A 25930-nucleotide genomic window follows, 5' to 3' on the forward strand; every position below is an offset into this window, starting at 1 on the left:
CGCTCGGGCAGACGCCCGTCCCGATGTGGTGAGTCCACTCGTGGGTCCGACGGCCCCGACGCGGAACGGCGGGCGCGCGGCCGTGGTGGCGGGCTCCAGCCGTGGAATCGGGTTCGCCGTCGCGAAATCGCTGATGGCCGAGGGGGTCTCGGTTGTCGTCAACGGGCGGGACGGCGACGTCGCGCGTGCTGCGGCCGACGAACTGACCGCGATGGGCGGCAGTGCTGTCGCCGTGTCGGGCGATGTCGCAGACGAGGAGGTCGCGCAGGAGATGATCCACTCCGCCGTGCGCGCGTACGGCGGAGTGGACATCGTGATCAACTGCGCGGGCGCAGCCGAGCCTGCCGGGTCGTCGATCCTGACGATGACCACTCGCGAGTTCTTCGCTCAGCTCGACGCCCATCTCGTCAGCTCGTTCGAACTGGTTCGTGCGTCCGCACCGTTGCTGGTCGAGCAGGGGGCGGGTGCCGTGGTGCTCACCGGCTCGGCAGCGTCCTCGGGAGTGTTCGGTGGCACGGGCTATCCGGCGGGGAAAGGCGGCGTGAACTCACTCGCGATGGCGCTGGCAGCCGACCTGCGTCCGCACGGAGTGCGGGTGAACGTCGTCTGTCCCGGTGGTCGGACACGGTTGTCGACCGGCGACGACTACCGGGCCCACATCTACGACCTGCACGAGCGGGGGCTGCTGGACGCGGGCACCAGGGATCTCGCGCTCGACCCGGCGCCGCCCGAATACGTCGCACCGCTGTACGCATATCTGGCCAGTGATCTCGCATCCGCCGTCACCGGCGAGATCTTCAGTGCCTCAGGCGGATTCATTGGCAGGTACCCACAGTTCCAGCCGGAGTTCGTCGCCTACCGCGGGCACGACGACGCGCCGCCGTACACGGTGGCCGAACTGGCGCAGATCGTCACCGGCTGACCGCAGTCGACGAAAACTCATGGAGACCGAGTCTGGGTGGACGCGGGTCGGCAAATCGCGTCCAGGGAGGACTCAGCGATGAATTTCAGTCGAAGGTCGCGGCCGGAGCCGTCGGCGCCGGAACCTCGGTAGCCGCCGCGCTCGCGATAGCACCGGGTACGGCGCACGCCGCGCCGGTAGTGCCGTTTCAAGTGAATCCCGCCCTGGGCGGCAATCCGAACGGAAGTCTCGACGTCCCGGCTTCCCACTGCGGTGTGGAACGCACCAAGTCGGGTGTCGTGACCGTCACCGGGACCGAACACGACAATGGGGGTGCCTGATCGATACCGGGATCCGCTGGGTCAACCTGTCGAGCGGCCGAACCGGCGCGGGGCGGACGTCGCACGGATTGAACGGGCACCCTCCGGAAGCCGTGCTCCACACCGGCCGGGGCCGGGTCGCGCTCATTCTCGATGCACAGGCGCCGACGACTCCCGGGCTTGCGTCGATCGGCGTGCGCTAGGAGTTGGGACGGCCAGCGAGCAGCGCGATGCAGGCCTGTGTCGCGGGTTCGATGATGTCGGACAACGGAGTTCGGGTCTCGACCGAGTTCGCGGTCAGCTCCCGGATGCCACCCCAGATCATGATGCCGGCCGGTCGGGAGACGGGGGCGATGCCGTCCGCGGCCACCTGTGGAGTCGATGTGATCGTGATGAACAGGTCGATCCACTCGTCCATCCCCTCGGCTTTCAGCCCCTGGCCTGCTTCGCCGAGAGCGGGCAGTTCGCGAATCCAGCTCAGGGTCAATTCGGGGTGGGTCTCGCTGGTCTCGACGTATGCGGTCACGGCCTGCCTCACCTGGACGGTCCACGGTGCGGTGGGATCGACCGCCGCTGCGACCGCATCAATGATCTGCTGGTTCGCTTCCCGCAGCACGGTGACGAAACACGCGGCCTTGTCAGTGAAGTGTTCGTAGAACGACCGGCGCGACATTCGGGCGACCCGCACGACGTCGGCGACCGTCGTCGCGCGGTACCCGAGGTCGGCCACACACTCGCGCATAGCGTCCGTCAGTCGCGATCTGGCTTGCGAATCGACCGCTGAGTCGAGTGCGGTGGGGTGCGGTGTTCTCACTCCTTCAGGATAGGCCCTTGTCCGTGGTGGTACGGAGGCGTACCGTCGGATGGGTACGTAGCCGTACCGATTCGATCGGAGAGCAGTCGATGACCACGCACGCACCAGGGAAGTCGTCGACTGCGCAGAAGCCTCCGAAGGTTCCGTTGCCGACGTGGATGCAGGGGATCGGATTCCTCGCGGCTCGACGCGGTGTGCTCCGGGCGTGCCGCGCTCGCTACGGCCCCGTGTTCCAACTCGAGGTTCCGGTCTTCGGGAAGATCGTGGTGATCGCCGACCCCGCGATGGCGAAGCAACTGTTCACCTCCGGTGCCAAGACCATCAACGTCCAACCCAACCTCGGGCGCATCCTCGGGCCCGGATCGATCTTCGCGATCGAGGGAACCGACCACCGTCGTCGTCGAAAGCTGTTGACCCCGCCGTTGCACGGCAAGCGGATCCGCGCATATGAGCAGATAGTCGAAGACGAGACTCGCCGCGAGATCGCGACGTGGCCGATGGGCAGACGGTTCGCATCGCTCGAGCCGATGATGCGAATCACGCTCAACGTGATCCTTCGGGCGGTGTTCGGCGCCGATGGAGATGATTTCGACGAGCTTCGTGCTCAGCTCCCCGGCCTCGTCGCGGCCGGATCGCGGTCGGCAACGATTCCCGACCTTCCGCGTGTGCTCAGTGGCGTCGACCCGAATGTCCGGCTGCGGCGGCGCCGCGCGAAGTACCAGGAGACGATCCTTCGCGTGATCGGCCAGGCGCGGAGCGACCCGAGCCTGGCCGACCGCGACGACATCCTCGCGCTGATGCTGCAGAGCACCTATGACGACGGCAGCGCGATGACAGATGAGGAGATCGCCGACGAGCTCCTCACCCTGCTCGCGGCGGGGCACGAGACCACGGCGACCACGCTGGCGTGGCTGTTCGAGCGGATCCAGCGCCATCCGGCGATCCTTGAGGAGCTCTCCGCCGAAGCGCAAGGTGACGGCGACGAACTCCGTCACGCAGTGATCCTCGAGACGCAACGGTCGCGGCCGGTGATCGACTTCGCGGGACGGCACGTTGTCGCCGACGACCTGGAGGTCGGACCGTGGCGGATTCCCCGCGGGCACAATGCGTTGGTGTCGATATCGCTACTGCATGACGACAGCGAACAGTTCAGTGACCCAACACGTTTCGATCCGAACCGATTCATCGGGAACACGCCGTCGGTCGCCTGGCTGCCGTTCGGCGGAGGCACGCGCCGATGCATCGGCGCGGCGTTCGCGACCATGGAGATGGATGTGGTGGTACGGACTCTCTTGCGCGAGTTGACGCTGGAGCCGAGCACTGCGAGAGGAGAGGGTCTGCATTCTCGCGGGGTCGCGTTCGCGCCGCGGCTGGGCGGCCGGATCACCGTGCAGCGCCGATGAGGTGCCGTCGGTTCGAGCGATCACTTGTGAAGCTGTGTGCCTGCCAGGACGACCGAACCGTCCTTTAGCAGTCCCGTCGTGAAGGTCGATCCCGCGGCGACGGCCACGACGTCCCGCCAGAGCGTCACGTCGCACTGACCGTGTTCGTCGTCGCCGTTCGCAGCGACGGTGTAATCGCTGAGTAGTGCGACAGTGTGGTGGCTGCCCGCGGCGACGGCGATGACGCCCGACCACCCGGATACGTCGGACGCCCGGTGGCGCCCAGTCGCCATGACCGTGCCGTCGAAGCGCAGTCCGACGCTGTGCACGGAGCCGGTGGCCACGGCGACCACGTCGCGCCAGTCGCCGACATCGCACTGTCGCCGCGTGTTGTTGCCGGTCGCGACGACTGTCCCGTCGGCGCGGAGCCCGACCGAATGCCAGTCGCCTGCCGCGACGTCGAGCACGTCCTGCCAGGAATCCACATCGCATTGACCTTCGCGGTTCCGTCCGGTGGCGACCGGCACTCCGTCCGCACCGACTCCGAGTGTCCACCGCCAACCCGCGGCGATCGCGACGATTCCGGTCCAGGCGCCGACGTCGCACTGGCCGTCGTCGTTCCATCCCGTCGCGATGACTGTCCCGTCCGAGCGGAGTCCGACCGTATGCGACCGGCGGGTGTTTTGGGCGGCGTGCACGTCGCCCGCGGCGATGGCGACGATGTCGGTCCAGTCGCCGACGGCGCATTCGCCTGCGCGGCCGTCGCCGGTCGCGCAGGCGGTGCCGTCGGCGTGGAGCGCGACCCGGTGCCGACGGCCCGCAGCGAGGGCGATGACAGTGCTCATTCGCCGTGCTGAACGAACCAGTCGAGAAGCGGGCGCGTCTGGCGCCAGTGCTTGCGGACCTCGTCGACGAGCGCAGGTGTGTGGATGACCGCGTCGAAACCGTAGTCACGGCTGACAACAAGCGAGCGGTGCCGAAGCAGTTCGATGCGCGGATGGTCTTTCGCCCAGCCGCGCGGTGCGGTCTTGAGCTTGTCGCCGCCGATCTCCCATCCACGTCGGCGGAGGCTCTCGACGAGCTTTTCCAGTTCCGCACCGTGCAGATCATCGTCGATGGCGCGTCGCAGGAATGCCAGACGCTCGGGCTCCGCGTGATAGAAGCCCGCTCCGACGCGGACCCCGGGAGCGCCGATCTGGACGTAATAACCGGTCGCGGGTGCGACGGCGACGAATGCTCCCTGATGCGTCTTGTACGGCGTCTTGTCTTTCGAGAATCGCACGTCTCGGTACGGTCGGAAGACCTTGGCCTCGCCGAACTCGTTTTCGAGGTCGGCGACGAGGGCGGTCATCGGGGCGGCGACGGCCTCGCGGTACACGTCGCGGTTCGCGTCCCAGAAGACTCTGCTGTTGTCCATCTCGAGGTCGTCGTAGAAGTCGAGCGCTGCTTCGGGAAAACCGGTGAAGCTCATGGGTCGAGACTATCGGCAGGCGAGCCGGCGCTCGATGTTCGATCCCGTCGGGCCGGCCTTGTGGGGCGCGATGCCTTGGAGCAGTTGAGTTCCGGGGTCAGCGCGAATCCCGCGCGACGTCGTCGTGCAGGAACGAGGGCCACAATTCCAGATCCGCCGGTGTCTCCGCGACGGTCAGCGACGCGTTCGGCAGGGTCTCGAGGAGCTTCTGCGCCGTCGACAGGGGATGGGCGGGGCCGCCTGTCCAGGCGAGGACGGTCGTCGGAACGGTGATCGCGCCGATCTCAATGAGCGCGGGAAGGTCGCTGACCGCGGCACCGCGCAGCACCGACGGGAGCAGGGTCTCGGACACTGCGGGCACGGTCGGGGGTGCGGTGGCCGACGCCGGTGGACGAGGAGCTTCCGCGCCCGCGGCGACGAACGCCGCGATACCTTCGCTCTCGATCAGATCCGCTGCCCGGAGGTACTCGTCGGCCTTCGCGATACGCGTGTCCCAAGCCGTTGCGGGAACCACCAGCGTCAGACCCGAGAACCGGTCGGGTTCGCGCACGGCGGCGTGCAGCAGCGTGCCGGTGCCCATCGACGGTCCGACGCCGTGCACTCGTTCGCCGGGAAACCAGTGATCGAGAAGTCGTAGGAGATCGTCGGCGAGCGCCGACCACCGATAATCGTCGGGCTCCGCTCTACCGGTCGACTCGCCGTGGCCGCGTGCGTCGTAGCGCAGAAGGCGCGTACCAGAGAGGCCGCGGCCCAGATCCAGCCCGAGCACCTGGTCGCGTGATCGGCTCGACGTCAGCCCATGTAGCTGCACCACCGGTCGGCCACCTTCGTCGCTGAACTCGGCGGCGATCCGGGCACCGGGAACGTCGAACGCTTGCACGGTCTCTCCTGGAGTTGCGGAGGTCGGGACGAGGCGTAGCGTACACCGGCATGCGCCTTACGAATGTCGGCCACCTGCGACTTCCTTTCGGCAGTCTGTGGGGCTACGACGTTCGCGTCGGAGGTCTCGGCGCCGAGCAGCCTGTCTCCTTCGACCAACGACGGCACGTCGGCGCGGAGAATCGGCCCGGCACATGGATGGCGCTGTCCTTCCGACTCGACAGGCGGGTGGGCCGCGACGTCCTCGGCTCTGCGTGGCTCGCCGTCATCGACCGCCACGACACTCTGCGTACCGTTTTCATACCGAGCGAGCACGGTCCGCGACTGCACTGCGTCGACCTCGAACCGGGCGAGTGGTCCGAGCATCAGATCGGCCCCGGGCAGGCGGTCAACGATGCGCTGCGAGAGGTTCTCGACGTCGCGTGCTCACCGTATGCGTCGCCGTCGCACCGGCTGTGCGTATTGGAGACGGCGTCGTCGACCACCGTGATCGTCGCGGCCGACCACGCGCACGTGGACATGTGGTCGATGCTCGTCATCGCCCGAGACCTGCTCGTCGGGGTCGCGGCGGTCGAAGCGGGCGATACGCCGTCGCTGCCGGATGCCGCTGCGTTCGTCGACCACACGCGCTCGCTAGCCGAGCGGCCGACGGCTCCGGACGCGATCCACCGCCGCTGGAGCGAGATCCTGACTGCGGGTGGCGGAGTGATGCCGTGCTTCCCGCTGCCCCTGGGGTCCGCCGAACCGCAGCCCGAACGCGTCGAGGTGCGCGACGTGTTCGACGTCGACGCGAGCGAGGCGTTCTCGGCTCAGGCACGGGTCGCAGGGGTCTCGACGTTGTCACTCGCGGTGTCGGTGATGACCAAGGTGACCCGCGACGCCGCGGACGCGCCGCTGCGCGCAGTCTTCCCCGTGCACAGCAGGTACGACGACCAGTGGCACGAGTCGGTGGGCTGGTTCATCACGAATTCGGTCCTCGAGTCGGCTGACCCCGATCCGGCGGCGAGTGCCGATGCCGTCCGGGAGGCGGTGCGTCTCGGTTCCTGGCCGCTGAGCGACGTTTTGGCCGCGTGGGGTGGCGACATGCCGGAGAAGGCAGGCATGTTCGCGATCTCGTGGCTGGACTTGAGACGTCTCCCGGTCCGACTCGATTCGCACTCGATCGACGCCCAGTACGTCGGAGCGGTCATCCGGACCGACGGTGTCATGCTGTGGTTCATCCTCGACGAGTCGGGACTGCATCTGCGGTGTCGATACCCGGACACGACCGAAGGCCGCCACAATGTCGGCGGATGGCTTGACGCGTTGGTCGAACGCCTTCAGGAGTCGGCGCGGGGCGACGTCACGAGAAGTACGAGCGATCGACGAGGACCCTGACGTACAGGTCGGCGTCGATCGACGAGGCGGGCGTTCCCGCGGTGACCGACGCGAGCAACGTGAACAAGCCGTTCTGGTGGGGGATCATGCGGCTCACCTGTTCTATGACGCCGCTGACGACGCCCGAGAGATCGGCCCGATTTCCCTCGACCCGTAGCCGGGGGTGTTCGAGGTCGATCCGCAGGAGATCTCCACGCGTTGGAGCGGTGTCGCCGAAGGCGGTAGCGGGACCAGAGATGCTGATCGTGCGAGACGCCTTCTCGATAAGCGCAGCATGGTCGGCGATCGCGGTCGCCGACGGCTCCGCCCGCGACTCGGGTGTGAAGCCGACTACGAGACCCAGGAATCGGGCGTCGAAGTCGGCGGGGTGCCGTTCGACAGACTCGACTCGCCGGTACACGCGCGGGGCATCGCCGGTGTTCTGCTCACCGATGCCCGAATCGAGTGATGCCTCGTAGATCTCGTGCACCGTCCCGGTCACAGCGGGCTGCGGGTATGCGCTCGAGTCCTCGTGCCAGGAGAACCTGACGGTGATCGGCTGTGTCGTCGGGTCGCCATGGGCTCGATCCCAGCGCGTCGACCAGGTGTCGAACCGAAGCAGTTCGAAATCGGCGACAAACGCGAACGGCGCAGTGACCACGAATCTCTCCGTCGGCCGGGCCGGTACCGCGGACAACGTTCCGCTCACACGTGCGCCGGGCACCGGCAGTTCACCGCAGCATCCGTACTCCCAGAACGCCACAGATGCGTAGACGAGTGGATCCGCGGTGCCCATTCGCGTCATCCTAACGGCGATGTGTCGGATATGCGTGGTGCTCAACGGTTCGCAGGTCGACCAGGTGACACCGGCCACATGCGGCGCGGGTAGATTCACTCCCGCTGCACAACGCACTTTCAGGGGAAGGAACGCCGGTGACGTCTACACCGCAGGGCGTCGACACAGAGGTCGACGAGGGCTATCAGAGGGGGCTCACGTCTCGTACCGTGCAGATGATCGCCATCGGCGGCGCCATCGGCACCGGCTTGTTCTACGGGGCGGGCGGTGCCATCGAGAAGGCGGGTCCGGCGCTGATCCTCGCGTACGCCGTCGCAGGCCTGGCGATCTTCATCGTCATGCGTTCTCTCGGCGACCTTCTGCTCTACCGGCCGATCTCCGGCGGCATCAGCGAGTACGCCGACGAGTTTCTCGGCCGGTTCATGGGATTCAGCCAGGGCTGGACGTACTGGGCGGTGTGGGTCACCACCTGCATGGCTGAGATCACGGTCGCGGGCAAGTACATCAACTACTGGTGGCCGTCGATCCCGGTCTGGGTGACGGCACTCGTCGCCCTGGTCGTGTTGTTCGCCGCGAACCTGATCTCGGTCGGCCTGTTCGGGCACGCTGAGTTCTGGTTCTCGGCGATCAAGGTGACTGCGATCCTCGGCATGATCGTCATCGGCATCGGTGTGCTGCTGCCGATCTCCGGTCTCGGACCGGACGTCGGCCCGTCCGTGTCGAACCTGTGGAACCAGGGTGGATTCTTCGCGACGGGCTTCACCAATGCACTCCTCAGCCTTCAGATCGTGATGTTCGCCTATGTGGGCGTCGAACTCGTCGGCGTCACCGCTGGCGAGGCGCAGAACCCGCGCGTCACCCTCCGCAAGGCCATCAACACGGTGCCGTTCCGTATCGGCATCTTCTACGTCGGATCCCTCCTGGTGATCCTGTCGGTCCGCAGCTGGAAGGACTTCCACGAGGGCACCAGCCCGTTCGTCGCCGTCTTCCAGTACATCGGCATCCCGGGCGCGGCAGGGATCATCAACTTCATTCTGCTCACGGCTGCGTTGTCGTCGTGTAACTCGGGCATCTACTCGACCGGTCGCATGGTGCGATCCCTGTCGCAGCGCGGCGACGCTCCGAGCGGGTTGCAGAAACTGTCCAGTCGCCAGGTCCCGGTCGCCGGCATCGTGCTCAGCGCCGTCGTCATGGTGATCGGAGTGATCGTCAACGTAATCGACCCCGAGCACGCATTCACCTACATCACGTCGGTGTCGACGGTCGGGATCGTCGTGGTGTGGGGCACGATCGTGCTCTGTCAGATGCGCTACCGCTCGCAGGTCCGAGCGGGCGTGCTTCCTGACTCCGGCTATGCCGTACCGGGAGGGCGGGTCAGTTCTCTCCTCACGCTTGCATTCCTCGGCATGGTGGTCGTCCTGCTGTTCACCAACGACGACGGTCGGATCGCTCTGATCGTCGGCGCCATCTGGTTCGCCATCGTCACCGTCTGCTACTTCGCGTGGACGGGCGGCAATCGAAAGCAGGTCAGACGATCGGGAACATCTGCCTTCAACCACTGACGTCGCCGTGATGGATTGGAGTATCCCGCGTTCATCGGCCGGCGTGCTCGTCATGGTGGGGCTCGCTCGCGACGCCGGACTGTCAGATGAGCAGACGCTCGCCGGAACGGGCCTCGACGTCGATGCGGTCGCCTCGCCCGATTCGGAGGTTCAGCTCCGGCAGGAACTCGCGGTCATCGCCAACATCGTCGACTCCCTCGGGGACCGCACCGGGCTCGGAGTTCGAGCGGGTGCCCGCTACCAGCTGACCACTTACGGGGTATTCGGGTTCGCGCTCATCAGCAGTCCGACGCTGCGTGAGGCCGTCGAGATCGGGCTGCGCTACTTCGATCTGACGTATGCGTTCTCGACGATCGAGCCGCGTGTCGTCGACGACCGGTTCGAGTTGGTGTTCACTGCACCCGACGTCCCAGAGGTGTTGCGGCGCTTCGTCGTCGAACGAGACCTGGCGGCGGTGCGGACCATCGGACGCGACCTCGTCGCTGATCCGAACCGGCCCTTCGCGGCGCGTTTCGCGTTCGACGAACCGAATGACGTCGAACCGTACGCCGAGGTGTTCGGAGTGCGCCCGGAGTTCGGTTGCGACGAGACGCTCCTGCATATGCCGCGCGACGGGATGGACGTGCCGTTGCCGCGAGCCGATGCCCAGGCCGCCGCGTTCGCGCAGGCGCAGTGCCGTGAACTGCTTCGGACACGTGCGGCACGATCGGGTCTTGCAGCACGCGTTCAAGACCTGCTGACGGCCAACCCCGCCAATCCGCCGAGTGCCGAAGCGGCCGCCGCAGCACTCGCGATGAGCACGCGGTCCCTGCGGCATCGACTGGCCGCCGAAGGCGCGTCGTACCGTGCTCTGCTGCAGGAGATGCGCTCTCGGCTGGCCGAGGAGATGCTGGTGGGCGGCCGGCTCACCGTCACCGAGACGGCACAGCGACTCGGTTACGTCGAGGTGTCGAGCTTCTCGCAGGCGTTCCGACGATGGCACGGCTGTGGTCCGGCCGAATACGTGCGACTCCGCACGGGCCGCTGACGGTTGCCGAAACGAGTAACTCTTGCGCCGCCGATGGTCTGCCGTGGCGGCGTTCACGGCGATAGCGTGAGGACATGACTGCAACGACTGGCCCGTCGATCGCCATCATCGGCACCGGATTCGGCGGCATCGGGATGGCCGCACGGCTCAAAGCGGCCGGCTACCACGACATCGTCATCTTCGAGAAGGCCGACGACGTCGGGGGAGTGTGGCGTGACAACGAGTATCCGGGCGCCGAATGCGACGTGCCATCGCACCTGTATTCGTTCTCCTTCGCGCTGAAGCCCGACTGGACGCGGCGCTTCGCCGGGCAGTCCGAGATCCTCGGCTACCTTCGGGACTGCGTGGACCGGTTCGACATCCGCAGACATATCCGGTTCGGAACCGAGGTGCTCGGTGCGAGGTTCGACGAATCGGCCGGAGAATGGGTGCTCGACCTGCCCGGCGGGGATACCCACCGCGCCACGGTGTTCATTCCGGCGACCGGGCAATTGAGCCGCCCCGCCTACCCGCGCATCGACGGACTGGACACCTTCGCCGGCACCATGTTCCATTCCTCGACGTGGGATCACGGTTACGAGTTCGAAGGCAAGAAGGTCGCGGTGATCGGGACCGGGGCGTCGGCCATTCAGTTCGTCCCGCACATCGCCGATCGCGCCGCAGGCCTCGAACTGTTCCAACGGCATGCACCTCACGTCATCGACAAGCCCGACTACCCGTATCGGCGTAGCTTGATCGCCGCGTTCACCCGGTTCCCTGCGTTGCTCGCATTGTCACGGGCGGCCACCTACGCGTGGCTGGAGCCGCGTGGATTCGCGTTCAACGGGTCCGCGATCGGCAAACTGCTTATCGGACTCTTCGAGAGGCGGTACCTGCGGGGACTGGAGAAGAAGATCGCCGATCCCGAACTCCGCCGCAAGGTCACGCCGACCGACCCGATGGGCTGCAAACGGATCCTCATGTCCAACGACTACTACCAGGCGCTGGTGCACAGCCATGTCGACGTCGTCACCGATGGAATCGACCACATCGTTCCCGAGGGCATCGTCACCGTCGACGGCGAGCTCCACGAGGTGGACGCCATCGTCCTCGGCACCGGTTTCGCGGCAACCGAATTCCTGGCGCCGATGACCGTGACCGGCCTCGGTGGTGTGGATTTGAACGATGAATGGCGCGACGGCGCGCAGGCGTACCTGGGAATGAGCGTCGCCGGGTTCCCGAACCTCTTCGTGCTCTACGGCCCCAACACGAATCTGTCGCACAATTCGATCGTCTACATGCTCGAGTCGCAGTTCTCCTACGTCGTCGACGCGGTGACCGAACTCGACCGGAGTGGCGCCGGGTGGCTGACGGTCCGGAAGGATGTCGAGGACGCGTACAACGACGACCTCCAGAAGCAGCTCGGATCGACAGTCTGGGCGACCGGTTGCGACGGCTGGTACACGACCGAGTCCGGGAAGAACACCCAGAACTGGCCTGGATTCACGTTCAAATACCGTTCCGCCACACGTGGATTCGATCCCAGCGCGTACACCGCGACGGAGTCTGGGCGCGCATAGGCGCACCCTGCCCATAAGGACGCGGTCGGTGTGTCCGGGAGAACTTCGGACACACCGACCGCGTTTTCGCGTTCAGTTCCTTCAGATCGAGCGGCCCCTCCAGATCACCCGACCCGCCGGATCACTTGACTTCTGAACGCATGATTCGGTTGACACCGAAGAACATCGGGACCGCGAACCAGATGAGGAAGCCGACGAGGAAGTGCGCCCAGTCCGATCCGTTCGGCGACTCGCCGAGCATCGGTATGCGGATCCACTCGATCAGGTGGTCGTTGATCCACGGCACCACCGCTCCGATGATCTCCAACACGGTTGGGATGACGAAGTAGGCGACGATCGCCGCGGGCGTGTTCAGGAGCAGCGCCGCGAAGGCGAACCCGACGAGGACCCCGACCAGGATGTTGAGCAGCCCGGACAGGAGACCGACGCCGGTGATCGACCAGTCGCCGGTGTCCGAGTAGATCAGTCCGCCGATGAGGTTGCACAGCGCGCCGAGAGCGAGCGCGATGATGACCGCGACGACCGAGGCGATGATCGAGACGACCAGCTTCGCGACGATGACCCGCTGACGGCGTGGTTCCATCGTGAACGTCGTGAGCGCGTTGCGCTGGCTCCATTCGCTGGTCACGAGGAGAATCGCCATGACCGGCAGCAGAAAGCCCATCGGTGCGGTCATCAGATCGAACAGATTCTGGAATGTGATGTTCCCGTCGGCTGCCGACGGACCCGGATCGCCCGGGCCGACGATCAGGATGACGACGCCGATGATCGCCGAGATAGCGGCGATCGACGCGGCCAGCCAGAAGCTAGCGCGCGTGTCGACGAGTTTGCGGAGCTCGACCTTGATCAGTCGGCTCATCGGAATACCGGGGCCGCTGAAGACGGCCGGTGCGGGTTGTGCGGTCGCGGTCATCGCTGGACTCCCTGTACCTGGTCGCGTTGTGGCTGTTCACGCTGGTCCTGCTGGGTGAGTTGGAGGAACATCTCCTCCAAGCGGGCGCCGTCGCCACCACGAAGTTCGGTGAGAGCCACCTGCGCATCGAGTGCGACTCGGCCGACGACGTCGGGCGTGGCCTCGACGCGGAAGCCGCCGCCCTCGGACGGGTGAGCTGCGACGCCTGCGGTGTGCAGCGCCACCCCCAACCGGTTGTCGTCGGCGGAACGGACCACCGAACCGGTGCCGGCGAGCAGTTCTTCCTTGGTGCCCTCGGCTACGATCCGGCCGTTGCCGATCACCACGAGGTCGTCGGCGATGATCTCGATCTCGTGCAACAGGTGCGAGGAGAGGAGTACTGCGCCGCCGCGGTCGGCGTAGCCGCGCAGGAGCGTGCGCATCCAGTGGATGCCTGCCGGGTCGAGACCGTTCGCGGGCTCATCGAGCATCAACACGCTGGGGTCGCCGAGCAGGGCGTTGGCGATGCCGAGGCGTTGCCGCATGCCGAGCGAGTAGTTTCGTACTCGCCGCCCAGCTTCTTCGGGCGTCAGGCTGACCATCTTGAGTGCGTCGTCGACGCGCGAGGACGGCACTCCCATCGTGGTCGCCGACAGCCGGAGGATCTCGGCTCCGGTCCGTCCGGCGTGCTGGGCGGACGCGTCGAGCAGGACGCCGACGTGTGTCGCGGGATTCGGGATGTCGCGGTAGTCGACGCCGTTGATGGTCGCCGATCCCGATCCCGCAGGGGTGAGACCGGCGACGATCCGCATGGTGGTGGATTTTCCGGCGCCGTTCGGACCCAGGAACCCGGTCACACGCCCCGGCTTGCAAGTGAACGAGACGTCGTCGACGGCGACGAACTCGCCGTAGCGCTTCGTGAGGTTCTTGACTTCGATCATGGCTACTATTCTGTGCGCCGCGGGAGGCCGTGTCATCCGACGCGAGGACAATCTCGCATCATCCGAAAGTATGAGGCGCCCGTCGACCGTCGGCTGAGTCCGCGGACAGCAGTCCCGACTAGCGTGTAGTCCGTGCGCCCTGTGGACTATCAACCGACCCTGAAATGGTGGGGGCATACCTGGCGGGTGATCGTCGTCGTCGCGATATCGGGCATCGGGTGGGCCCCGCGGATCGACTATCAGTGGACTGATCACCCATGGTGGTTCGGCCTCGACCTCGCCCTCGGCCTCGTCGCGTTGGTGCTCGTGATGCGGTACCGGCGGACGCACCCGGTGCTCGTCGCCACGGTGACCGCGCTGATGACCGCCGTCTCGACGACGGCGGGCGGTCCGGCAGCACTCGCGCTCGTGTCGTTGTCCACGCGGCGCCGGTGGAAGGAGATCGTTCCCCAGGCGCTGCTGACGATCGCCACCATGCTCACCAGCGAGTACGTACTGAGAGCGCCGGACGAGGCCCCGCTGACGCTCCTCGATTGGGCGTTGTTCGTCGTGATCGCCGCATTCATGGTCGCGTGGGGCATGTACATCGGGTCGCGACGCGAATTGCTCGCCAGTTGGCGGGCGCGCGCACTTCTCACCGAGGCCGAGCAGGCCGCCCGCGTCCGCGAAGCGCAGAGTGCGGAGCGCGCCCGCATCGCCCGCGAGATGCATGATGTTCTCGCGCACCGAATCTCGGCGGTCAGCATGTATGCGGGGGCACTCGCGTTCCGGGACGATCTATCACCTGCAGAGACGAAGCAGACAGCGCAGACTATCCAGGAGACGTCGCACCAGGCGTTGACGGAGCTTCGCGAAGTGCTCGGGGTGCTGCGCGACGGGCCGGGCGACGCCGATCCCGAACTGCCTCAGGCCACCGTCGTCGACCTGGGGGAGCTGATCGAGGAGAACCGTCGGACGGGCATGCGCATCGACGTGCACGTCGACGTCGACGTGCAGGTGTTGCCGACGGTGCTGGGGCGGACCGTGTATCGCTGCGTTCAAGAGGCGTTGACCAACGCGCGCAAACACGCGCCGGCCAGCCGTGTGCGCGTGTCGGTGCTCGGCGCGCCCGGCCGCGGTGTGGACATCCGGGTGGAGAATCCGCTGTCGCTCGCCGCCGATCACTCACCGCCGGAGTCCGGCTTCGGGCTTGTCGGCCTCGCCGAGCGTGTCGAGCTCGCCGGAGGTCGTCAAGAGCACCAGACGACGGGCGGAGACACCTTCGTCCTGACGGTGTGGCTACCGTGGCAGTCGTGAACACCGTGGACGGGCCGGGCGCGGCGAGCCGGATAATGCTGGTCGATGACGATCCACTCGTTCGGTCCGGACTGAGTCTGCTCCTCGGTGGCGACCGCGAACTCGAGGTCGTCGCCGAAGCGGTGCACGGCGCCGACGCACTCGGACGACACGCGGCCGACCCCGTCGACCTCGTCCTGATGGATCTGCGCATGCCGGTGATGGACGGGATCGCAGCGACGGCGGCGTTCAAGGCGTTAGCGCAGGCACCGTCGGTGATTGTGCTGACGACGTTCGACGCCGACGACTACGTCGTGCGTGCTCTGGCCGTCGGAGCCGACGGCTTCCTGCTGAAGGACACGCCGCCCGCCGACATCGTGGCCGCGATCAAGAATGTATTGAGCGGACACCCTGCCCTGAGTCCGTCGGTGACGGCGGCGCTGATCAAACAGGTCGTCGACTCCAACGGCGACGACCGGTCGCAGTCGGCCGAACGCGCGATCGCCGATCTCACCGACCGCGAGCGTGACGTCGCGACCTGTGTGGCGCAGGGGGCGTCGAATGCTGAGATCGCTAGCGAGCTGTACATGAGCGTCGCGACCGTGAAGGCGCACATCTCACACATCTTCGTGAAGCTTGGTGCGTCCAACCGGGTCCAGGTCGCGATCGCGGTGCACGATGCGGGCCTCGTCTGACTCTCGTGCCCCGTGTGACTATCGTGCCCCGTCTGACTATCGTGAACGGTCTGACTACTGTGGACCTATGAGATCCGGCGACCGCGCACCCGACTTCGCACTGCCCGACCAGAGCGGGCGCACGCGCCGACTCTCCGAACTTCTCGCCGACGGTCCCGTCGCACTGTTCTTCTACCCGGCGGCGTTCACACCCGGGTGCACCAAGGAAGCCTGCCACTTCCGCGATCTGGCCCGCGAGTTCACCGAGGCGGGCGTCCAACGTGTGGGGATCAGCCGGGACGAGGTGGCCAAGCAGTCGGACTGGACGCAGAAGCACGCCCTCGACTACCCGCTTCTCGCCGACGTCGACGGGTCGGTCGCCGAGGCCTACGGCGTACGACGCAGCGGACTCCTTTCCTCGTTCATGCCGACCAAGCGCACCACGTTCGCGATCGGCGTCGACGGTGTGATCGCCGATGTGATCGCGTCCGAAGTCAGCATGGACGTTCATGCCGATCGTGCGCTGAAGGCGCTCGGCGCCTGATTCGAAGGCGGATCGGTCAGACCGCGAGCACCGGTCGTCCAGCGCGTTCGCGATCCGGGTCGGGGACCGGAACGGCGTCGACGAGGGCGCGCGTGTAATCGGTGCTCGGCGAGGCGAACAGTGCGTCGGCGACGCCGGTCTCAACGAGCCTGCCCGAGCGCAGCACAGCGACCCGGTCGGACACTTGCCGGACCACAGCGAGGTCGTGGCTGATGAACATGGCGGCGAACCCCAATTCGTTCTGCAGTTCGGCGAACAGTTCGAGGACTCGAGCCTGCACCGACACGTCCAGCGCGCTGGTCGGCTCGTCGGCGATCAGCAGTTCCGGGTTCGCAGACAATGCGCGAGCGAGTGCCACGCGTTGACGCTGCCCACCGGACAGCTCGTGCGGCAGCCTCGAGGCGAACGATGTCGGCAACTGGACCTCCGAGAGCAGTTGGACGACGCGGCGGGCGCGCCAGCGTCGGTTTCCCAGGCCCTGGATCTCCAATGGTTCCCGGATCGACTCGGCGACCGTGAAACGCGGGTTCAGCGACGCGGACGGATCCTGCGGCACGAACGCGATTCGCCGTCGCACCGCTTTGAGTTGCTTGCCGGACAGCCTGGCGATGTCGTCGCCGTTCACCAGGATTCTCCCGGCGGCGGTCGGCAGGATTCCGCCGACGGTGCGGCCGAGCGTGGTCTTTCCGGATCCGGACTCGCCGACGATGCCGAGGACTTCACCGGGAGCCACCTGGAGTGACACCTCCGACAGAGCGGTATGCGCCGCCGCACCGAATCGGCCGGGGTGGGTCACGGTGATCGAGTCGACGCACACCACCGGAGTCGCGTCGTGCGCATCCGGCGCGGTGCCCGCGGCGGTATCGGTGCCCCCGACGTCCAGCCGTGGAACCGCAGCCAGCAGCTGACGCGTGTACGGCTGGTTCGGGGCGGCGAAGATCTGGTGCACGTCGGCGGTCTCGACCACCTCGCCGAGTTGAACGACGACGACGCGGTCGGCGATCTCGGCGACCACACCGAGGTTGTGGGTGATGAGCAAGATGCCTGCCTCGGTCTTGTCGCGAAGCCGGACGAGCAGTTCGAGGATCTCTCGCTGTACGGTCACATCGAGCGCCGTGGTCGGCTCGTCGGCGAGTAGCAGAGCGGGGTCGCTCGCGACGGCGAGAGCGATCACCACGCGCTGCTTCTGACCACCGGACAGCTGATGCGGGTAGTAGCCGAGCCGTGTCTGCGGATCGGGGATCTCGACGAGAGTCAGCAACTCGATCGCACGTCGGCGAGCGTCGGCGCGTGACAGTCTGCGGTGCCGGGTGAGCGCCTGCCGCAACTGCCAGCCGATGGTCTGCACCGGGTTGAGCGCAGTCTGGGGTTCTTGGAACACCATGGCGACCCGGTCGCCGCGGACGGCGGTGAGCTCGCGTTCCGACCGGCCGAGGACTTCGACGCCGTCGACCTTCACCGAACCAGTTGCGGTGGCTCCCACCGGGAGCAGGCCGATCGCGGCGCGGGCGGTCATCGTCTTGCCGGAACCCGATTCGCCGACGAGTGCGACGATCTCGCCGCGTCCGACCGACAGGCTGATGCCTGCGACGGCGGGTCTGGGGTAGTCGAATCCGACGTGCAGGTCGGATACTTCGAGAGCGAGTGTCACAGGCTTCTCCGGTCGTTCGAGATCGACTGCGCGATCAGATAGAGACCCAAGACGAGGGCCGAGATGACGATCAACGGTCCGATGGAGAACCACGGGTTGGTCTCCAGGTAGCCGTTTCCTGCGGCGAGGACGCCGCCGAGCGAAGGGGTCGGTGGGACGACGCCGATACCGAGGTAGCTGAGCGCTCCTTCGATGAACACGCCGAGCGAGAGCGAGAGCGCGAATTGCACACCGAGCGCTTCGACGGAGTTGGGGAGGACGTGTCTGAACAGGATGCGCGGCGTACTCGCACCGCTCACCAACGCGGCCTCGACGTACGGCTGCTCGCGGATCCGCAGGACCGCAGTCCGGACCAGTCTGCCGAAGACGGGGATCTCGGCGATCGCGATGATGATCCCGACGGTCAGGGTGCCGGGACCGAGGATCGCGGTCAGCGCGATGCCGAGGATCAGCGCGGGGAAGGCGAGGATCACGTCGAACACACGCTGTGCGAGCGCGTCCAGTCCGCGGACGGAGACCGCGACGAGACCGACGAGCGTGCCGATCGCGGCGCCGATCGGAACGGCCACGGCGACGATCAGCAGGTCGACGCGGATGCCGACGAGTACGCGGGTCAAGACGTCGCGGTTCACGTCGTCGGTGCCGAACCAGTGATCGACGCCCGGCGGTAGGAGATACGCACCGTCGATCTGCTGCTCGGCGCCGAATGAGGTGAACAGCGGGCCGATCAGTCCGGCGGCGACGACGGCGAGAACTAAGACGGTGCCGAGCAGTCCGGTGCCCCGGACCAGGCTCCGGTACAGCGGTGTCCGCTCCCGTGCCTCGTCGCGGTCGGCGGGCGACTCGGGTACCAGCCCCGGGCCGATGCCGTCGATGCGGACATCGTCGTGCGAGAGGTCTGTGGTGGTCATCGGGAACCTGCCAATCGGATTCGGGGGTCGAGCCAGGCGTGCACGACGTCGGCGGCGAGCTGGATCAGCACGAACACCGACACCGATAGAAGAATGAGGATCTGGACGAGCGGGTAGTCGCGCGACGAGATGCCCTCCTCGGTGAGCATTCCCAGACCCGGCCAGCCGAAGATCGCCTCGACGAGGACTGCTCCGCCGAGCAATGCACCGACGATCAGCCCGAAGGCGGTGATCGTCGACGGCAGCGCGTTGCGGAGCGCGTGTTTGAGTACGACGTCGCGACGGGATGCGCCGGTGGCCGTGGCGGTGACCGCATAGGGCTGTGCGAGTTCGGTCTGTAGGGCCTCGGTCAGGAACCGCGCCAGCATCGCACCCGCCGGGAGCCCCAGTGTGAGGGCCGGAAGCACCAGGTACTGCGCGGTGATCCACAGGTCCGCACTCAGACCGTCGGGCGGAGTCCCGCCTGCGGGAAGGAGGCCACCGCCGACGCCGAACACGGCGATCAACAGTGTGCCGACCACGAACGTAGGGAGGGCGATGGCGACCGCATTGACGCCGGTGAGAAGCGCATTCACTACCCGATTCGGGCGGATCGTGGCGGCGAGCGCCAACCCGAACGCCAACGCGACCGCGAAGAGCCCTGCGGTCACCGTCAGCACGAGCGTGTTCGTCAGGCCGGACGACACGAGGTCGACGATGTCGCCGCCCACCTGATAACTCGTTCCGAGGTTGAGGGTCAGGACACTGGCGAGCCATGAGAAGTACTGGGCGAAGAATCCTCGATCCAGACCGAGGTCGTGACGGATCGTCTCCAGATCCGCCGGGGTGGCGTCGGGGCCGGCGAGCGCGGTCTCCGGACCGCCTGGAATGAGCCGTAGCACGGCGAAGATGAGCAGGGATGCGGCGAGCAGGACGATCACCGCCGTCGGGATCCTGCGCAAGAGATAGCCGGTCATGATGTCTACGTGCTCCGATCAGGGTCGGTGAGGCTGGTGTCGGCGAAATGGAGTTGGACGCGGTGGTCCCATCCGATGTCTCGGACGTCGGGCGCGGCGGTGATTCGCGTCAGCACGACACCGATCTCGACGATGAACAGATCGTCGAGCCACGCCTTGTCGAGACGCCGATAGGCCGCGACCGCCTCGGGTGACGTGGGATCGGTCGCGGTCCACGCGGCCTGCGCCGCCGACGCGTACTCGCCGCTCACGTAGTTGGACGAGTTCTTCGCGGCGTTGAACGGGTAGGCGCTGACCGCCAGTGTCGACGGCGTGAACTGAGCGAACGCATGCTGCAGGACCCACAGTCCGGGAAACTGCGAGCCGATCAGCTTCTTGGCCTGGACTGTCTCCTCGTTCGGCACCAAGTTCACTGTGATCCCGATGTCGCGCAGATTGGACTGCACGATCTCGGCGACCACGCGGAAGGCGGTTCCGGTCGAGGTGTAGTCGAGGTCGATCGGTGGGATCGGACCGACATCGCGCAGCAGTGCCTTGGCTTTCTCGACGTCACGCCGGTACGTGTGGTTGGCCGACTCGTCGTAGGCGGGCGAGGTCTTCGGCCACGGCAGATTCACCGGGTACCCGGAGCCGCGGTACACATCGCCGATTATGCGGTCCCGGTCGACGGCGAGCGCGATCGCCCTGCGGACCCGAGGATCGGCGAGCGCCGGATTGGCGACGTTCACACCGACGTACACCTGCGACTCGGCTCCGGTCAGCTCGACGTCGGTGAATCCGTACCGCTCGGTCGCCAACTGCTGGTCCTGAGGCGTCAACTCTTCGGCGACGTCGAGTTGGCCGGTCCGCAGGCGTGTGTATAGCGATTTCGGGTCGGTGGACTCGACGAGGGTCACCGCGTCGAGTGGAGGTGCGCCAGCCCAGTAGTGATCGTTGCGGACCAGGCGGACCGTCGAGTTCGGTGTCCATGAGGCGAACCGGAACGGGCCGGTCCCGTTGAACGTCCTACCGGCTTTCAACTCGTCGAGGGTGTCGCCGTCGATGATCGGCGCGGAGTCGAGAAGATCGAAGATATTGCTCAGTGGATGTGCGAATCGCAACGTCACACGGTGTGGGTCGGACACGTCGTACCCGGTGATCGCCGCCGCGGTCCGTTTGAACTGGGGGGTCCACGGACCGCCGAGATAGGCGAGGATCGATTCCTTCACGTCCTGCGAGGTGAACGGCTTGCCGTTGTGACAGGTGACGCCCTCGCGCAGGTCGAGGGTGAGCGAGCGCCCGTCGGGCGCCGTCGTCCACGACGTGGCCAGCGACGGCCGCGGCTTCGACGATTCGGGCGGGTACGTGACGAGAGTGTCGAACACGTTGGCCACCACGTGGCCGTTCGGGCCGCCGGTGCCGATCTGTAGGAACTTGCTCGGAGAGATGTCGCCGAGTACGCCGACGCGGAGCTCGCCGCCGTTGCGGACCGGTCCGGTCGCTGTGCTCGAAGCCTGCTGAGCGTCGACGGCACTGCGGCACGCGGTCAGTCCGACGACGGTCGCCACAGTCAGAACGAGGGCGCATACGGATCGCAGGCGTGGATGTCGGGACATGAGTAGAGGGCTGCTTTCTCGAATTCAGTCGTTCGCCGGGTGTGAACGACTGGCATCGAATGATTCGTCACCCACCAGTATTTGTAATCACTTGCGCTCACCGCGAATTAAATCTTTGCCCCTAATGCTTCACGAAGCGCACTCTCTGACCATGAGTCAGCACATTCCCGAATACGCCCGCGGATACGAAGAATTCGGTGGAACCGTCGGGCGGACCAGTTCGCAGTCCACGCCGTGGTGGCCCGATGAACAAGGGCCCCCACGGCGGTCGCCGAACATCGTCGTCGTCCTCATCGACGACATGGGGTACTCCGATATCGGCCCGTTCGGATCGGAGATTCCCACGCCGAACATCGATCGTATCGCGGACACCGGATACCGATTGAGCAACTACCACACGACTCCGGTCTGCTCACCTGCCCGCGCCGCCCTGCTCACCGGAGTCAACCCGCATCGCGCCGGGTACGGCAGCGTGGCCAACTCGGATCCCGGCTTTCCCGGTCTGCGGCTGGAGTTGGCCGACGATGTGTTGACCCTTCCGGAGATCCTGCGCGAGTCGGGCTACGCGACGTTTGCGGTCGGCAAGTGGCATCTCGTGCGCGACGCGGACATGAGCCCCGGCCGATCCCGGCGATCGTGGCCGTTGCAGCGCGGTTTCGACAGCTATTACGGGTCGTTGGAGGGCCTCAACTCGTTCTTCCACCCGAATCAACTGATCGCCGACAACTCGGTCGTCGACATCGACGAGTACCCGGAAGGGTACTACGTGACCGACGACCTGACCGATCGCGCGATCGCACAGGTCAAGGCCCTACGCGCCCACGACGCCGATAAACCCTTCTTCCTGTACTTCGCTCACATCGCGATGCACGGGCCACATCAGGTCAAGGCGGAGGATCTCGCCAGACATCGTGGCCGCTACGCGCAGGGGTGGGACGAGGTCCGACGACGCAGGTTCGCCGAGCAGGTCGCGTCGGGCCTGTTCGATGCAGGGACGCCGATCGCCGAACGCAACACCGAGCCCGGCTACGACGCCCCCTTGTGGGACACCCTGTCGGGCGAGGAGAAGGAACGCTTTCAGCGGTACCAGGAGGTGTACGCGGCGCTCGTCGACAGCGTCGACCAGAGCGTCGGACGGCTTCTCGATCTGCTGGAGGACCTGGAGGAACTCGACGACACCATCGTCGTGTTCACCTCCGACAACGGTGGAACCGCAGAGGGCGGGCCGGTCGGGACCCGGTCGTACTTCAGCCAATTCGTGCATGGTCCCGTGCCGCCGGACTGGGAGCGCGACGTCCCCCACGACGAGTCGCTGATCGGTTCGCCGCAGTTGGGCGTCCATTATCCGCGCGGTTGGGGTCAGGCTTCGAACACTCCATTCCGCTTCTACAAAGGTCAGACGTTCGCGGGCGGAGTCCGCGTCCCGTTCCTCCTCTCATGGCCGGGCGGGCTGGCGCGTGATGCCGGTGACAACGGTGTGCGCAGGCAGTTCTCGTACGTCACCGATCTCGCACCGACGCTCCTCGACCTCGCCGGGATCCAGACACCGAGCACTCGTCACGGGCTGCCTGCCGCCGACCGCGACGGTGTCAGCGTCGTCGACGTCTTCCGCGACAGCACCGCGGCGTCGCCGCACACCGAGCAGTACGCGGAGTTCGGTGGCCATCGCGGCTTCTACCGTGACGGATGGAAGTTGTTGTCGCTGCACGACGGCGATCCGGCGCACGTCGATCAGCCGGCATGGGAGCTCTACGACATGCGGACCGACCCGGCCGAGACTCACGACCTCGCGGCCGAGAACCCGGACGTCGTCGCCGAACTCGCGGCGGCGTGGGACGAGGCGGCCTGGCGCAACACCGTCTTTCCGCTGTTCGACGCACCGGGCGATGCCCAACGCAGGCGGCCTGCCGAACGCGAGCGCTTCGAGTCGCCGGTCCGGATCCTGGCCGGCGCGCCGACGCTCGAACGCTATCGCTCGAGCAGGCTCATCGCCTACCGGGACTTCGAGGTGATCGTCGAACTCGACGGCTGGTCGCGCGAGGACGAGGGCGTCCTGGTCGCACACGGCGACCTGCAGGGCGGGTATCTACTCGCCGTCGAAGACGGAGTGCTGACGTTCGTCTTCAACTCGTACGGCCGGATCAGTCGGGTGTCCGGGACCCTTCCGCCGGGAACCGGGACCATCGTCGTCCGCGCCGAGGCTACGGCGGACGTGCGGTGGAACTTCGTGGTGACCGCGACGGGTGAGGGCGAGGCAGATGAGGGGACAGTCGTGGCGGAGCTTCCGCGCGCGGTGCAGCTGGTCGGCATGGCGCCGTGGACCGGCATCTCGATCGGACTCGATGCGCGGGGACCGGTCGACCCAGATCTGCGCGGGAGACGAGGGGTGTTCCGCGCACCGTCGAGCCTGGTCGCCGTCGCGTATCGTCCCGGGGAGATCAAGGTTCCCGCAGCGGTACGGACGTGGATCGACCAGCTCGCTGAGGACGTGGCCGACTGACCGATCGCCACTTCGATTCACGATGAATCTATTACTAGCCGATCTATATCGGTGCGTGATTCACTGAATTCACCGAATCGGTAAACCGGTCCATTCATCGGTGAATCTCGAACAGGAAATGTCAGGCGATGGCTCCCTTTCGCGATTCTGTGAGCTATACACCCCTTCATCGGATCGCACTTTGATTCGGTTTATCGTCCCGATGTAACTCTCTGAAAGGCATCTGAAATGACCGCGACCGTATCCACGTCCACCGACCGCGATCTCGCAATTCAATCGATCTATGCCGACGCCGGGATCACCGTCGATAAACTCGGCGAACACATCGGCGCCCGCATCGGTGGAGTCACACTCGGCGGCGACGTACCCGCCGAGAAGATCGAAGCCATCCGGCTCGCGCTCGCCGTCAACAAGGCGATCGTCTTCACCGGCCAGAACCACCTCGACGACGACAGTCAGTACGCATTCGCACAGTTGCTGGGCGACCCGACGCTTCCACACCCCACCGTGACCTCGCGGGGCGATCAGTTGCTGACCATCGAGGGCGCCGCGAACAGCTGGCACACCGATGTATCGTTCGTCGACCGGATTCCCAAGGCGTCGATCCTGCGGGCCGTGAATCTGCCGACGTGGGGCGGAGCCACCACCTGGGCGTCGACGACCGCCGCATACAACCAACTGCCCGACAGCTTGAAGGCGTTCGTGGACGGGTTGTGGGCCAAACACACCAACTTCTACGACTACGTGACCAACGACGTCGACATTGACGACACCGATGTCGAGCGACGCGTCGTCCACTACGAGGAGTTCACGAGCAAGGAGTACCAGACCATTCACCCAGTGGTCCGAGTCCACCCGGAGACCGGTGAGAAGACCCTGCTCCTCGGTCACTTCGTGAAGGAGTTCATCGGGCTCAAGCCCGCAGAGTTCAGTGCCGTCTACCAGCTTCTGCAGAACCGGATTATCAAACTGGACAACACGTTCCGATGGAACTGGAGCCTCGGTGACGTGGCGATCTGGGACAACCGGGCAACCCAGCACTACGGCGTCGCCGACTTCGGAGCGCAGAACCGCAAGCTGCATCGCATCACGCTTGCAGGCGACGTCCCGGTGAATGCGCAGGGGCGCACCGGTGAGGTCCTGACCGGCGACGCCTCCCACTACTCGGTGATCGAGAAGCCGACTCGGTTGGCGCCGTTCGCCGACTGAACCACCCTCCCGCCCCGGGGCGGCCTCGCGCCTCGGGCCACGAGCGGCGCCGGCTCGGTTCGGGCACTCGCCGGGCTCAATCGCGACTGAACGAATACCAGATGGGGCCGGTCAGCAACCAGATCACCGTGATCGTCCCGAGGACTCCGAGCCCGGCGAACATGGCGTCGCGCTGCGCGGAGTCTGCCACGGTGATGCCGAGGAGGCCGGTGATCGCGACGGCGATCGCGACGGCGCCGAGCCATCGTCCGAAATCGGCCCACTCGTAGTGTCGTCGTTCGGGGCCGGACGCTGGGATCTTGTGCGGCTTCGGACCGTTCGCGAATCGGTGCGCGAACCGTGCGTCTGCCCACGCGATCATCCGGTGCCCGAACATGATGGTGCAGCCGAGGTAGATCGGCGCCAATCGGTGCGCGAACTCGACCTCACCACCCTGCGACAGGTCGATCCCCACCGCGACGAGCAGGACCAGGTCGATGAGCGGGACGCACGTGAGGACGATCATCGAGGACCGCGGCATCCGCGCGATGTACCGCAGGGCCAGCCCGCCGAGGACGAACACCCAGAAGCCGATCTCGCAGGCGACGATCGTGAGGAGTACGGGGTCGGGGAGTTCGTTCATGTCCTAATCGTCGGCGACGACCGCGTCGTGTGCGTCCACCGAGAGGCGAACCCGGGGTCCGACTTTCGGAGGACCCGGCCGGGGCGGGCATGT

22 protein-coding genes and 1 pseudogene are annotated in these 25930 nt (G+C 66.3%); 11 read left to right on the top strand and 12 right to left on the bottom strand.

The window, feature by feature from the left end; all coding sequences use genetic code 11:
* Positions 1–28 precede the first annotated feature (28 nt).
* Positions 29–922, top strand: a complete 894-nt coding sequence (locus tag ACTIMF_RS11560) for an SDR family NAD(P)-dependent oxidoreductase (protein WP_442350481.1) — start codon at positions 29–31, stop codon at positions 920–922.
* A 498-nt stretch (positions 923–1420) separates the two neighbouring features.
* On the opposite strand, the gene ACTIMF_RS11565 is transcribed toward ACTIMF_RS11560, so the two are convergent.
* A complete protein-coding gene (locus ACTIMF_RS11565; RefSeq protein WP_442350435.1) occupies positions 1421–2035 on the bottom strand; it encodes a TetR/AcrR family transcriptional regulator in 615 nt (204 codons plus the stop codon).
* An 89-nt stretch (positions 2036–2124) separates the two neighbouring features.
* Here ACTIMF_RS11565 and ACTIMF_RS11570 point away from each other — a divergent pair, with 89 nt between their 5' ends.
* Positions 2125–3438 (top strand): cytochrome P450, encoded by a 1314-nt coding sequence (locus tag ACTIMF_RS11570; protein WP_442350436.1) that lies wholly within the window; start codon positions 2125–2127, stop codon positions 3436–3438.
* A 20-nt stretch (positions 3439–3458) separates the two neighbouring features.
* On the opposite strand, the gene ACTIMF_RS11575 is transcribed toward ACTIMF_RS11570, so the two are convergent.
* From ACTIMF_RS11575 to ACTIMF_RS11585, 3 genes are all read right to left on the bottom strand, one after another.
* Positions 3459–4262, bottom strand: coding sequence for an RCC1 domain-containing protein (locus ACTIMF_RS11575; RefSeq protein ID WP_442350437.1), 804 nt, complete (start codon positions 4260–4262; stop codon positions 3459–3461).
* On the bottom strand, positions 4259–4888 hold the full coding sequence (locus tag ACTIMF_RS11580; RefSeq protein ID WP_442350438.1) for a DUF2461 domain-containing protein: 630 nt from the start codon (positions 4886–4888) through the stop codon (positions 4259–4261). Before ACTIMF_RS11580 ends, ACTIMF_RS11575 begins: the two co-directional genes overlap by 4 nt.
* A gap of 97 nt (positions 4889–4985) precedes the next feature.
* Positions 4986–5768 (bottom strand): alpha/beta fold hydrolase, encoded by a 783-nt coding sequence (locus ACTIMF_RS11585; protein WP_442350439.1) that lies wholly within the window; start codon positions 5766–5768, stop codon positions 4986–4988.
* A gap of 50 nt (positions 5769–5818) precedes the next feature.
* Between ACTIMF_RS11585 and ACTIMF_RS11590 the strand changes: the two are divergent.
* A pseudogene (locus ACTIMF_RS11590) lies at positions 5819–7111 on the top strand (condensation domain-containing protein); the annotation flags it as partial.
* Here the strand turns inward: ACTIMF_RS11590 and ACTIMF_RS11595 are convergent.
* Positions 7110–7919 carry a hypothetical protein gene (locus ACTIMF_RS11595; RefSeq protein WP_442350440.1) on the bottom strand — a complete coding sequence of 270 codons (810 nt, stop codon included), beginning with the start codon at positions 7917–7919 and terminating at the stop codon, positions 7110–7112. The pseudogene ACTIMF_RS11590 and the gene ACTIMF_RS11595 overlap by 2 nt on opposite strands.
* A gap of 137 nt (positions 7920–8056) precedes the next feature.
* Here ACTIMF_RS11595 and ACTIMF_RS11600 point away from each other — a divergent pair, with 137 nt between their 5' ends.
* The 3 genes from ACTIMF_RS11600 to ACTIMF_RS11610 all read left to right on the top strand — a co-directional run bounded on the left by ACTIMF_RS11600 (position 8057) and on the right by ACTIMF_RS11610 (position 12067).
* A complete protein-coding gene (locus ACTIMF_RS11600) occupies positions 8057–9481 on the top strand; it encodes an amino acid permease (protein WP_442350441.1) in 1425 nt (474 codons plus the stop codon).
* A gap of 10 nt (positions 9482–9491) precedes the next feature.
* The gene (locus ACTIMF_RS11605; protein ID WP_442350442.1) at positions 9492–10508 is read left to right on the top strand and encodes an AraC family transcriptional regulator; all 1017 of its coding nucleotides are present in this window, start codon (positions 9492–9494) and stop codon (positions 10506–10508) included.
* A 74-nt stretch (positions 10509–10582) separates the two neighbouring features.
* Complete coding sequence (locus ACTIMF_RS11610) at positions 10583–12067, top strand: flavin-containing monooxygenase (RefSeq protein WP_442350443.1); 1485 nt, start codon at positions 10583–10585, stop codon at positions 12065–12067.
* Between the two features lie 121 nt (positions 12068–12188).
* Here the strand turns inward: ACTIMF_RS11610 and ACTIMF_RS11615 are convergent, their stop codons facing one another.
* On the bottom strand, positions 12189–12980 hold the full coding sequence (locus ACTIMF_RS11615; RefSeq protein WP_442350444.1) for an ABC transporter permease: 792 nt from the start codon (positions 12978–12980) through the stop codon (positions 12189–12191).
* The gene (locus ACTIMF_RS11620) at positions 12977–13900 is read right to left on the bottom strand and encodes an ABC transporter ATP-binding protein (protein WP_442350445.1); all 924 of its coding nucleotides are present in this window, start codon (positions 13898–13900) and stop codon (positions 12977–12979) included. The genes ACTIMF_RS11615 and ACTIMF_RS11620 overlap by 4 nt, the downstream gene beginning before the upstream one ends.
* Before the next feature lie 132 nt (positions 13901–14032).
* Between ACTIMF_RS11620 and ACTIMF_RS11625 the strand changes: the two genes are divergently transcribed.
* The 3 genes from ACTIMF_RS11625 to ACTIMF_RS11635 all read left to right on the top strand — a co-directional run bounded on the left by ACTIMF_RS11625 (position 14033) and on the right by ACTIMF_RS11635 (position 16393).
* Positions 14033–15196 carry a sensor histidine kinase gene (locus ACTIMF_RS11625; protein ID WP_442350446.1) on the top strand — a complete coding sequence of 388 codons (1164 nt, stop codon included), beginning with the start codon at positions 14033–14035 and terminating at the stop codon, positions 15194–15196.
* Between the two features lie 35 nt (positions 15197–15231).
* Complete coding sequence (locus ACTIMF_RS11630; protein ID WP_442350482.1) at positions 15232–15870, top strand: response regulator; 639 nt, start codon at positions 15232–15234, stop codon at positions 15868–15870.
* A 67-nt stretch (positions 15871–15937) separates the two neighbouring features.
* Positions 15938–16393, top strand: coding sequence for a peroxiredoxin (locus ACTIMF_RS11635; protein ID WP_442350447.1), 456 nt, complete (start codon positions 15938–15940; stop codon positions 16391–16393).
* A gap of 16 nt (positions 16394–16409) precedes the next feature.
* Here ACTIMF_RS11635 and ACTIMF_RS11640 read toward each other — a convergent pair whose 3' ends face one another.
* The 4 genes from ACTIMF_RS11640 to ACTIMF_RS11655 are packed head-to-tail and all read right to left on the bottom strand — an operon-like array spanning position 16410 to position 21506.
* Complete coding sequence (locus tag ACTIMF_RS11640; RefSeq protein ID WP_442350448.1) at positions 16410–18044, bottom strand: dipeptide ABC transporter ATP-binding protein; 1635 nt, start codon at positions 18042–18044, stop codon at positions 16410–16412.
* Positions 18041–18955, bottom strand: a complete 915-nt coding sequence (locus ACTIMF_RS11645; protein ID WP_442350449.1) for an ABC transporter permease — start codon at positions 18953–18955, stop codon at positions 18041–18043. Before ACTIMF_RS11645 ends, ACTIMF_RS11640 begins: the two co-directional genes overlap by 4 nt.
* Positions 18952–19911 carry an ABC transporter permease gene (locus ACTIMF_RS11650; protein WP_442350450.1) on the bottom strand — a complete coding sequence of 320 codons (960 nt, stop codon included), beginning with the start codon at positions 19909–19911 and terminating at the stop codon, positions 18952–18954. The genes ACTIMF_RS11645 and ACTIMF_RS11650 overlap by 4 nt, the downstream gene beginning before the upstream one ends.
* Before the next feature lie 5 nt (positions 19912–19916).
* Positions 19917–21506, bottom strand: a complete 1590-nt coding sequence (locus tag ACTIMF_RS11655) for an ABC transporter substrate-binding protein (protein WP_442350451.1) — start codon at positions 21504–21506, stop codon at positions 19917–19919.
* Between the two features lie 151 nt (positions 21507–21657).
* Between ACTIMF_RS11655 and ACTIMF_RS11660 the strand changes: the two genes are divergently transcribed.
* Together ACTIMF_RS11660 and ACTIMF_RS11665 are read left to right on the top strand one after the other, a co-directional pair.
* Positions 21658–24006 (top strand): sulfatase-like hydrolase/transferase, encoded by a 2349-nt coding sequence (locus ACTIMF_RS11660; protein ID WP_442350452.1) that lies wholly within the window; start codon positions 21658–21660, stop codon positions 24004–24006.
* Positions 24007–24234: 228 nt separating this feature from the next.
* Complete coding sequence (locus tag ACTIMF_RS11665; protein ID WP_442350453.1) at positions 24235–25215, top strand: TauD/TfdA dioxygenase family protein; 981 nt, start codon at positions 24235–24237, stop codon at positions 25213–25215.
* 76 nt (positions 25216–25291) lie between these two features.
* Here ACTIMF_RS11665 and ACTIMF_RS11670 read toward each other — a convergent pair whose 3' ends face one another.
* The gene (locus ACTIMF_RS11670) at positions 25292–25837 is read right to left on the bottom strand and encodes a hypothetical protein (RefSeq protein WP_442350454.1); all 546 of its coding nucleotides are present in this window, start codon (positions 25835–25837) and stop codon (positions 25292–25294) included.
* Positions 25838–25930 lie beyond the last annotated feature (93 nt).

The sequence above is a fragment of the Gordonia sp. (in: high G+C Gram-positive bacteria) genome (assembly GCF_052106715.1).
Classification (GTDB): domain Bacteria; phylum Actinomycetota; class Actinomycetes; order Mycobacteriales; family Mycobacteriaceae; genus Gordonia.

Coding starts and splice junctions, on each gene's coding strand:
- ACTIMF_RS11670 (WP_442350454.1), bottom strand. CDS start 25,837: ATGAACGAACTCCCCGACCCCGTACTCCTCACGATCGTCGCCTGCGAG.
- ACTIMF_RS11575 (WP_442350437.1), bottom strand. CDS start 4,262: ATGAGCACTGTCATCGCCCTCGCTGCGGGCCGTCGGCACCGGGTCGCG.
- ACTIMF_RS11615 (WP_442350444.1), bottom strand. CDS start 12,980: ATGACCGCGACCGCACAACCCGCACCGGCCGTCTTCAGCGGCCCCGGT.
- ACTIMF_RS11570 (WP_442350436.1), top strand. CDS start 2,125: ATGACCACGCACGCACCAGGGAAGTCGTCGACTGCGCAGAAGCCTCCG.
- ACTIMF_RS11645 (WP_442350449.1), bottom strand. CDS start 18,955: ATGACCACCACAGACCTCTCGCACGACGATGTCCGCATCGACGGCATC.
- ACTIMF_RS11620 (WP_442350445.1), bottom strand. CDS start 13,900: ATGATCGAAGTCAAGAACCTCACGAAGCGCTACGGCGAGTTCGTCGCC.
- ACTIMF_RS11580 (WP_442350438.1), bottom strand. CDS start 4,888: ATGAGCTTCACCGGTTTTCCCGAAGCAGCGCTCGACTTCTACGACGAC.
- ACTIMF_RS11650 (WP_442350450.1), bottom strand. CDS start 19,911: ATGACCGGCTATCTCTTGCGCAGGATCCCGACGGCGGTGATCGTCCTG.
- ACTIMF_RS11595 (WP_442350440.1), bottom strand. CDS start 7,919: ATGGGCACCGCGGATCCACTCGTCTACGCATCTGTGGCGTTCTGGGAG.
- ACTIMF_RS11665 (WP_442350453.1), top strand. CDS start 24,235: ATGACCGCGACCGTATCCACGTCCACCGACCGCGATCTCGCAATTCAA.
- ACTIMF_RS11630 (WP_442350482.1), top strand. CDS start 15,232: ATGCTGGTCGATGACGATCCACTCGTTCGGTCCGGACTGAGTCTGCTC.
- ACTIMF_RS11660 (WP_442350452.1), top strand. CDS start 21,658: ATGAGTCAGCACATTCCCGAATACGCCCGCGGATACGAAGAATTCGGT.
- ACTIMF_RS11655 (WP_442350451.1), bottom strand. CDS start 21,506: ATGTCCCGACATCCACGCCTGCGATCCGTATGCGCCCTCGTTCTGACT.
- ACTIMF_RS11610 (WP_442350443.1), top strand. CDS start 10,583: ATGACTGCAACGACTGGCCCGTCGATCGCCATCATCGGCACCGGATTC.
- ACTIMF_RS11635 (WP_442350447.1), top strand. CDS start 15,938: ATGAGATCCGGCGACCGCGCACCCGACTTCGCACTGCCCGACCAGAGC.
- ACTIMF_RS11605 (WP_442350442.1), top strand. CDS start 9,492: ATGGATTGGAGTATCCCGCGTTCATCGGCCGGCGTGCTCGTCATGGTG.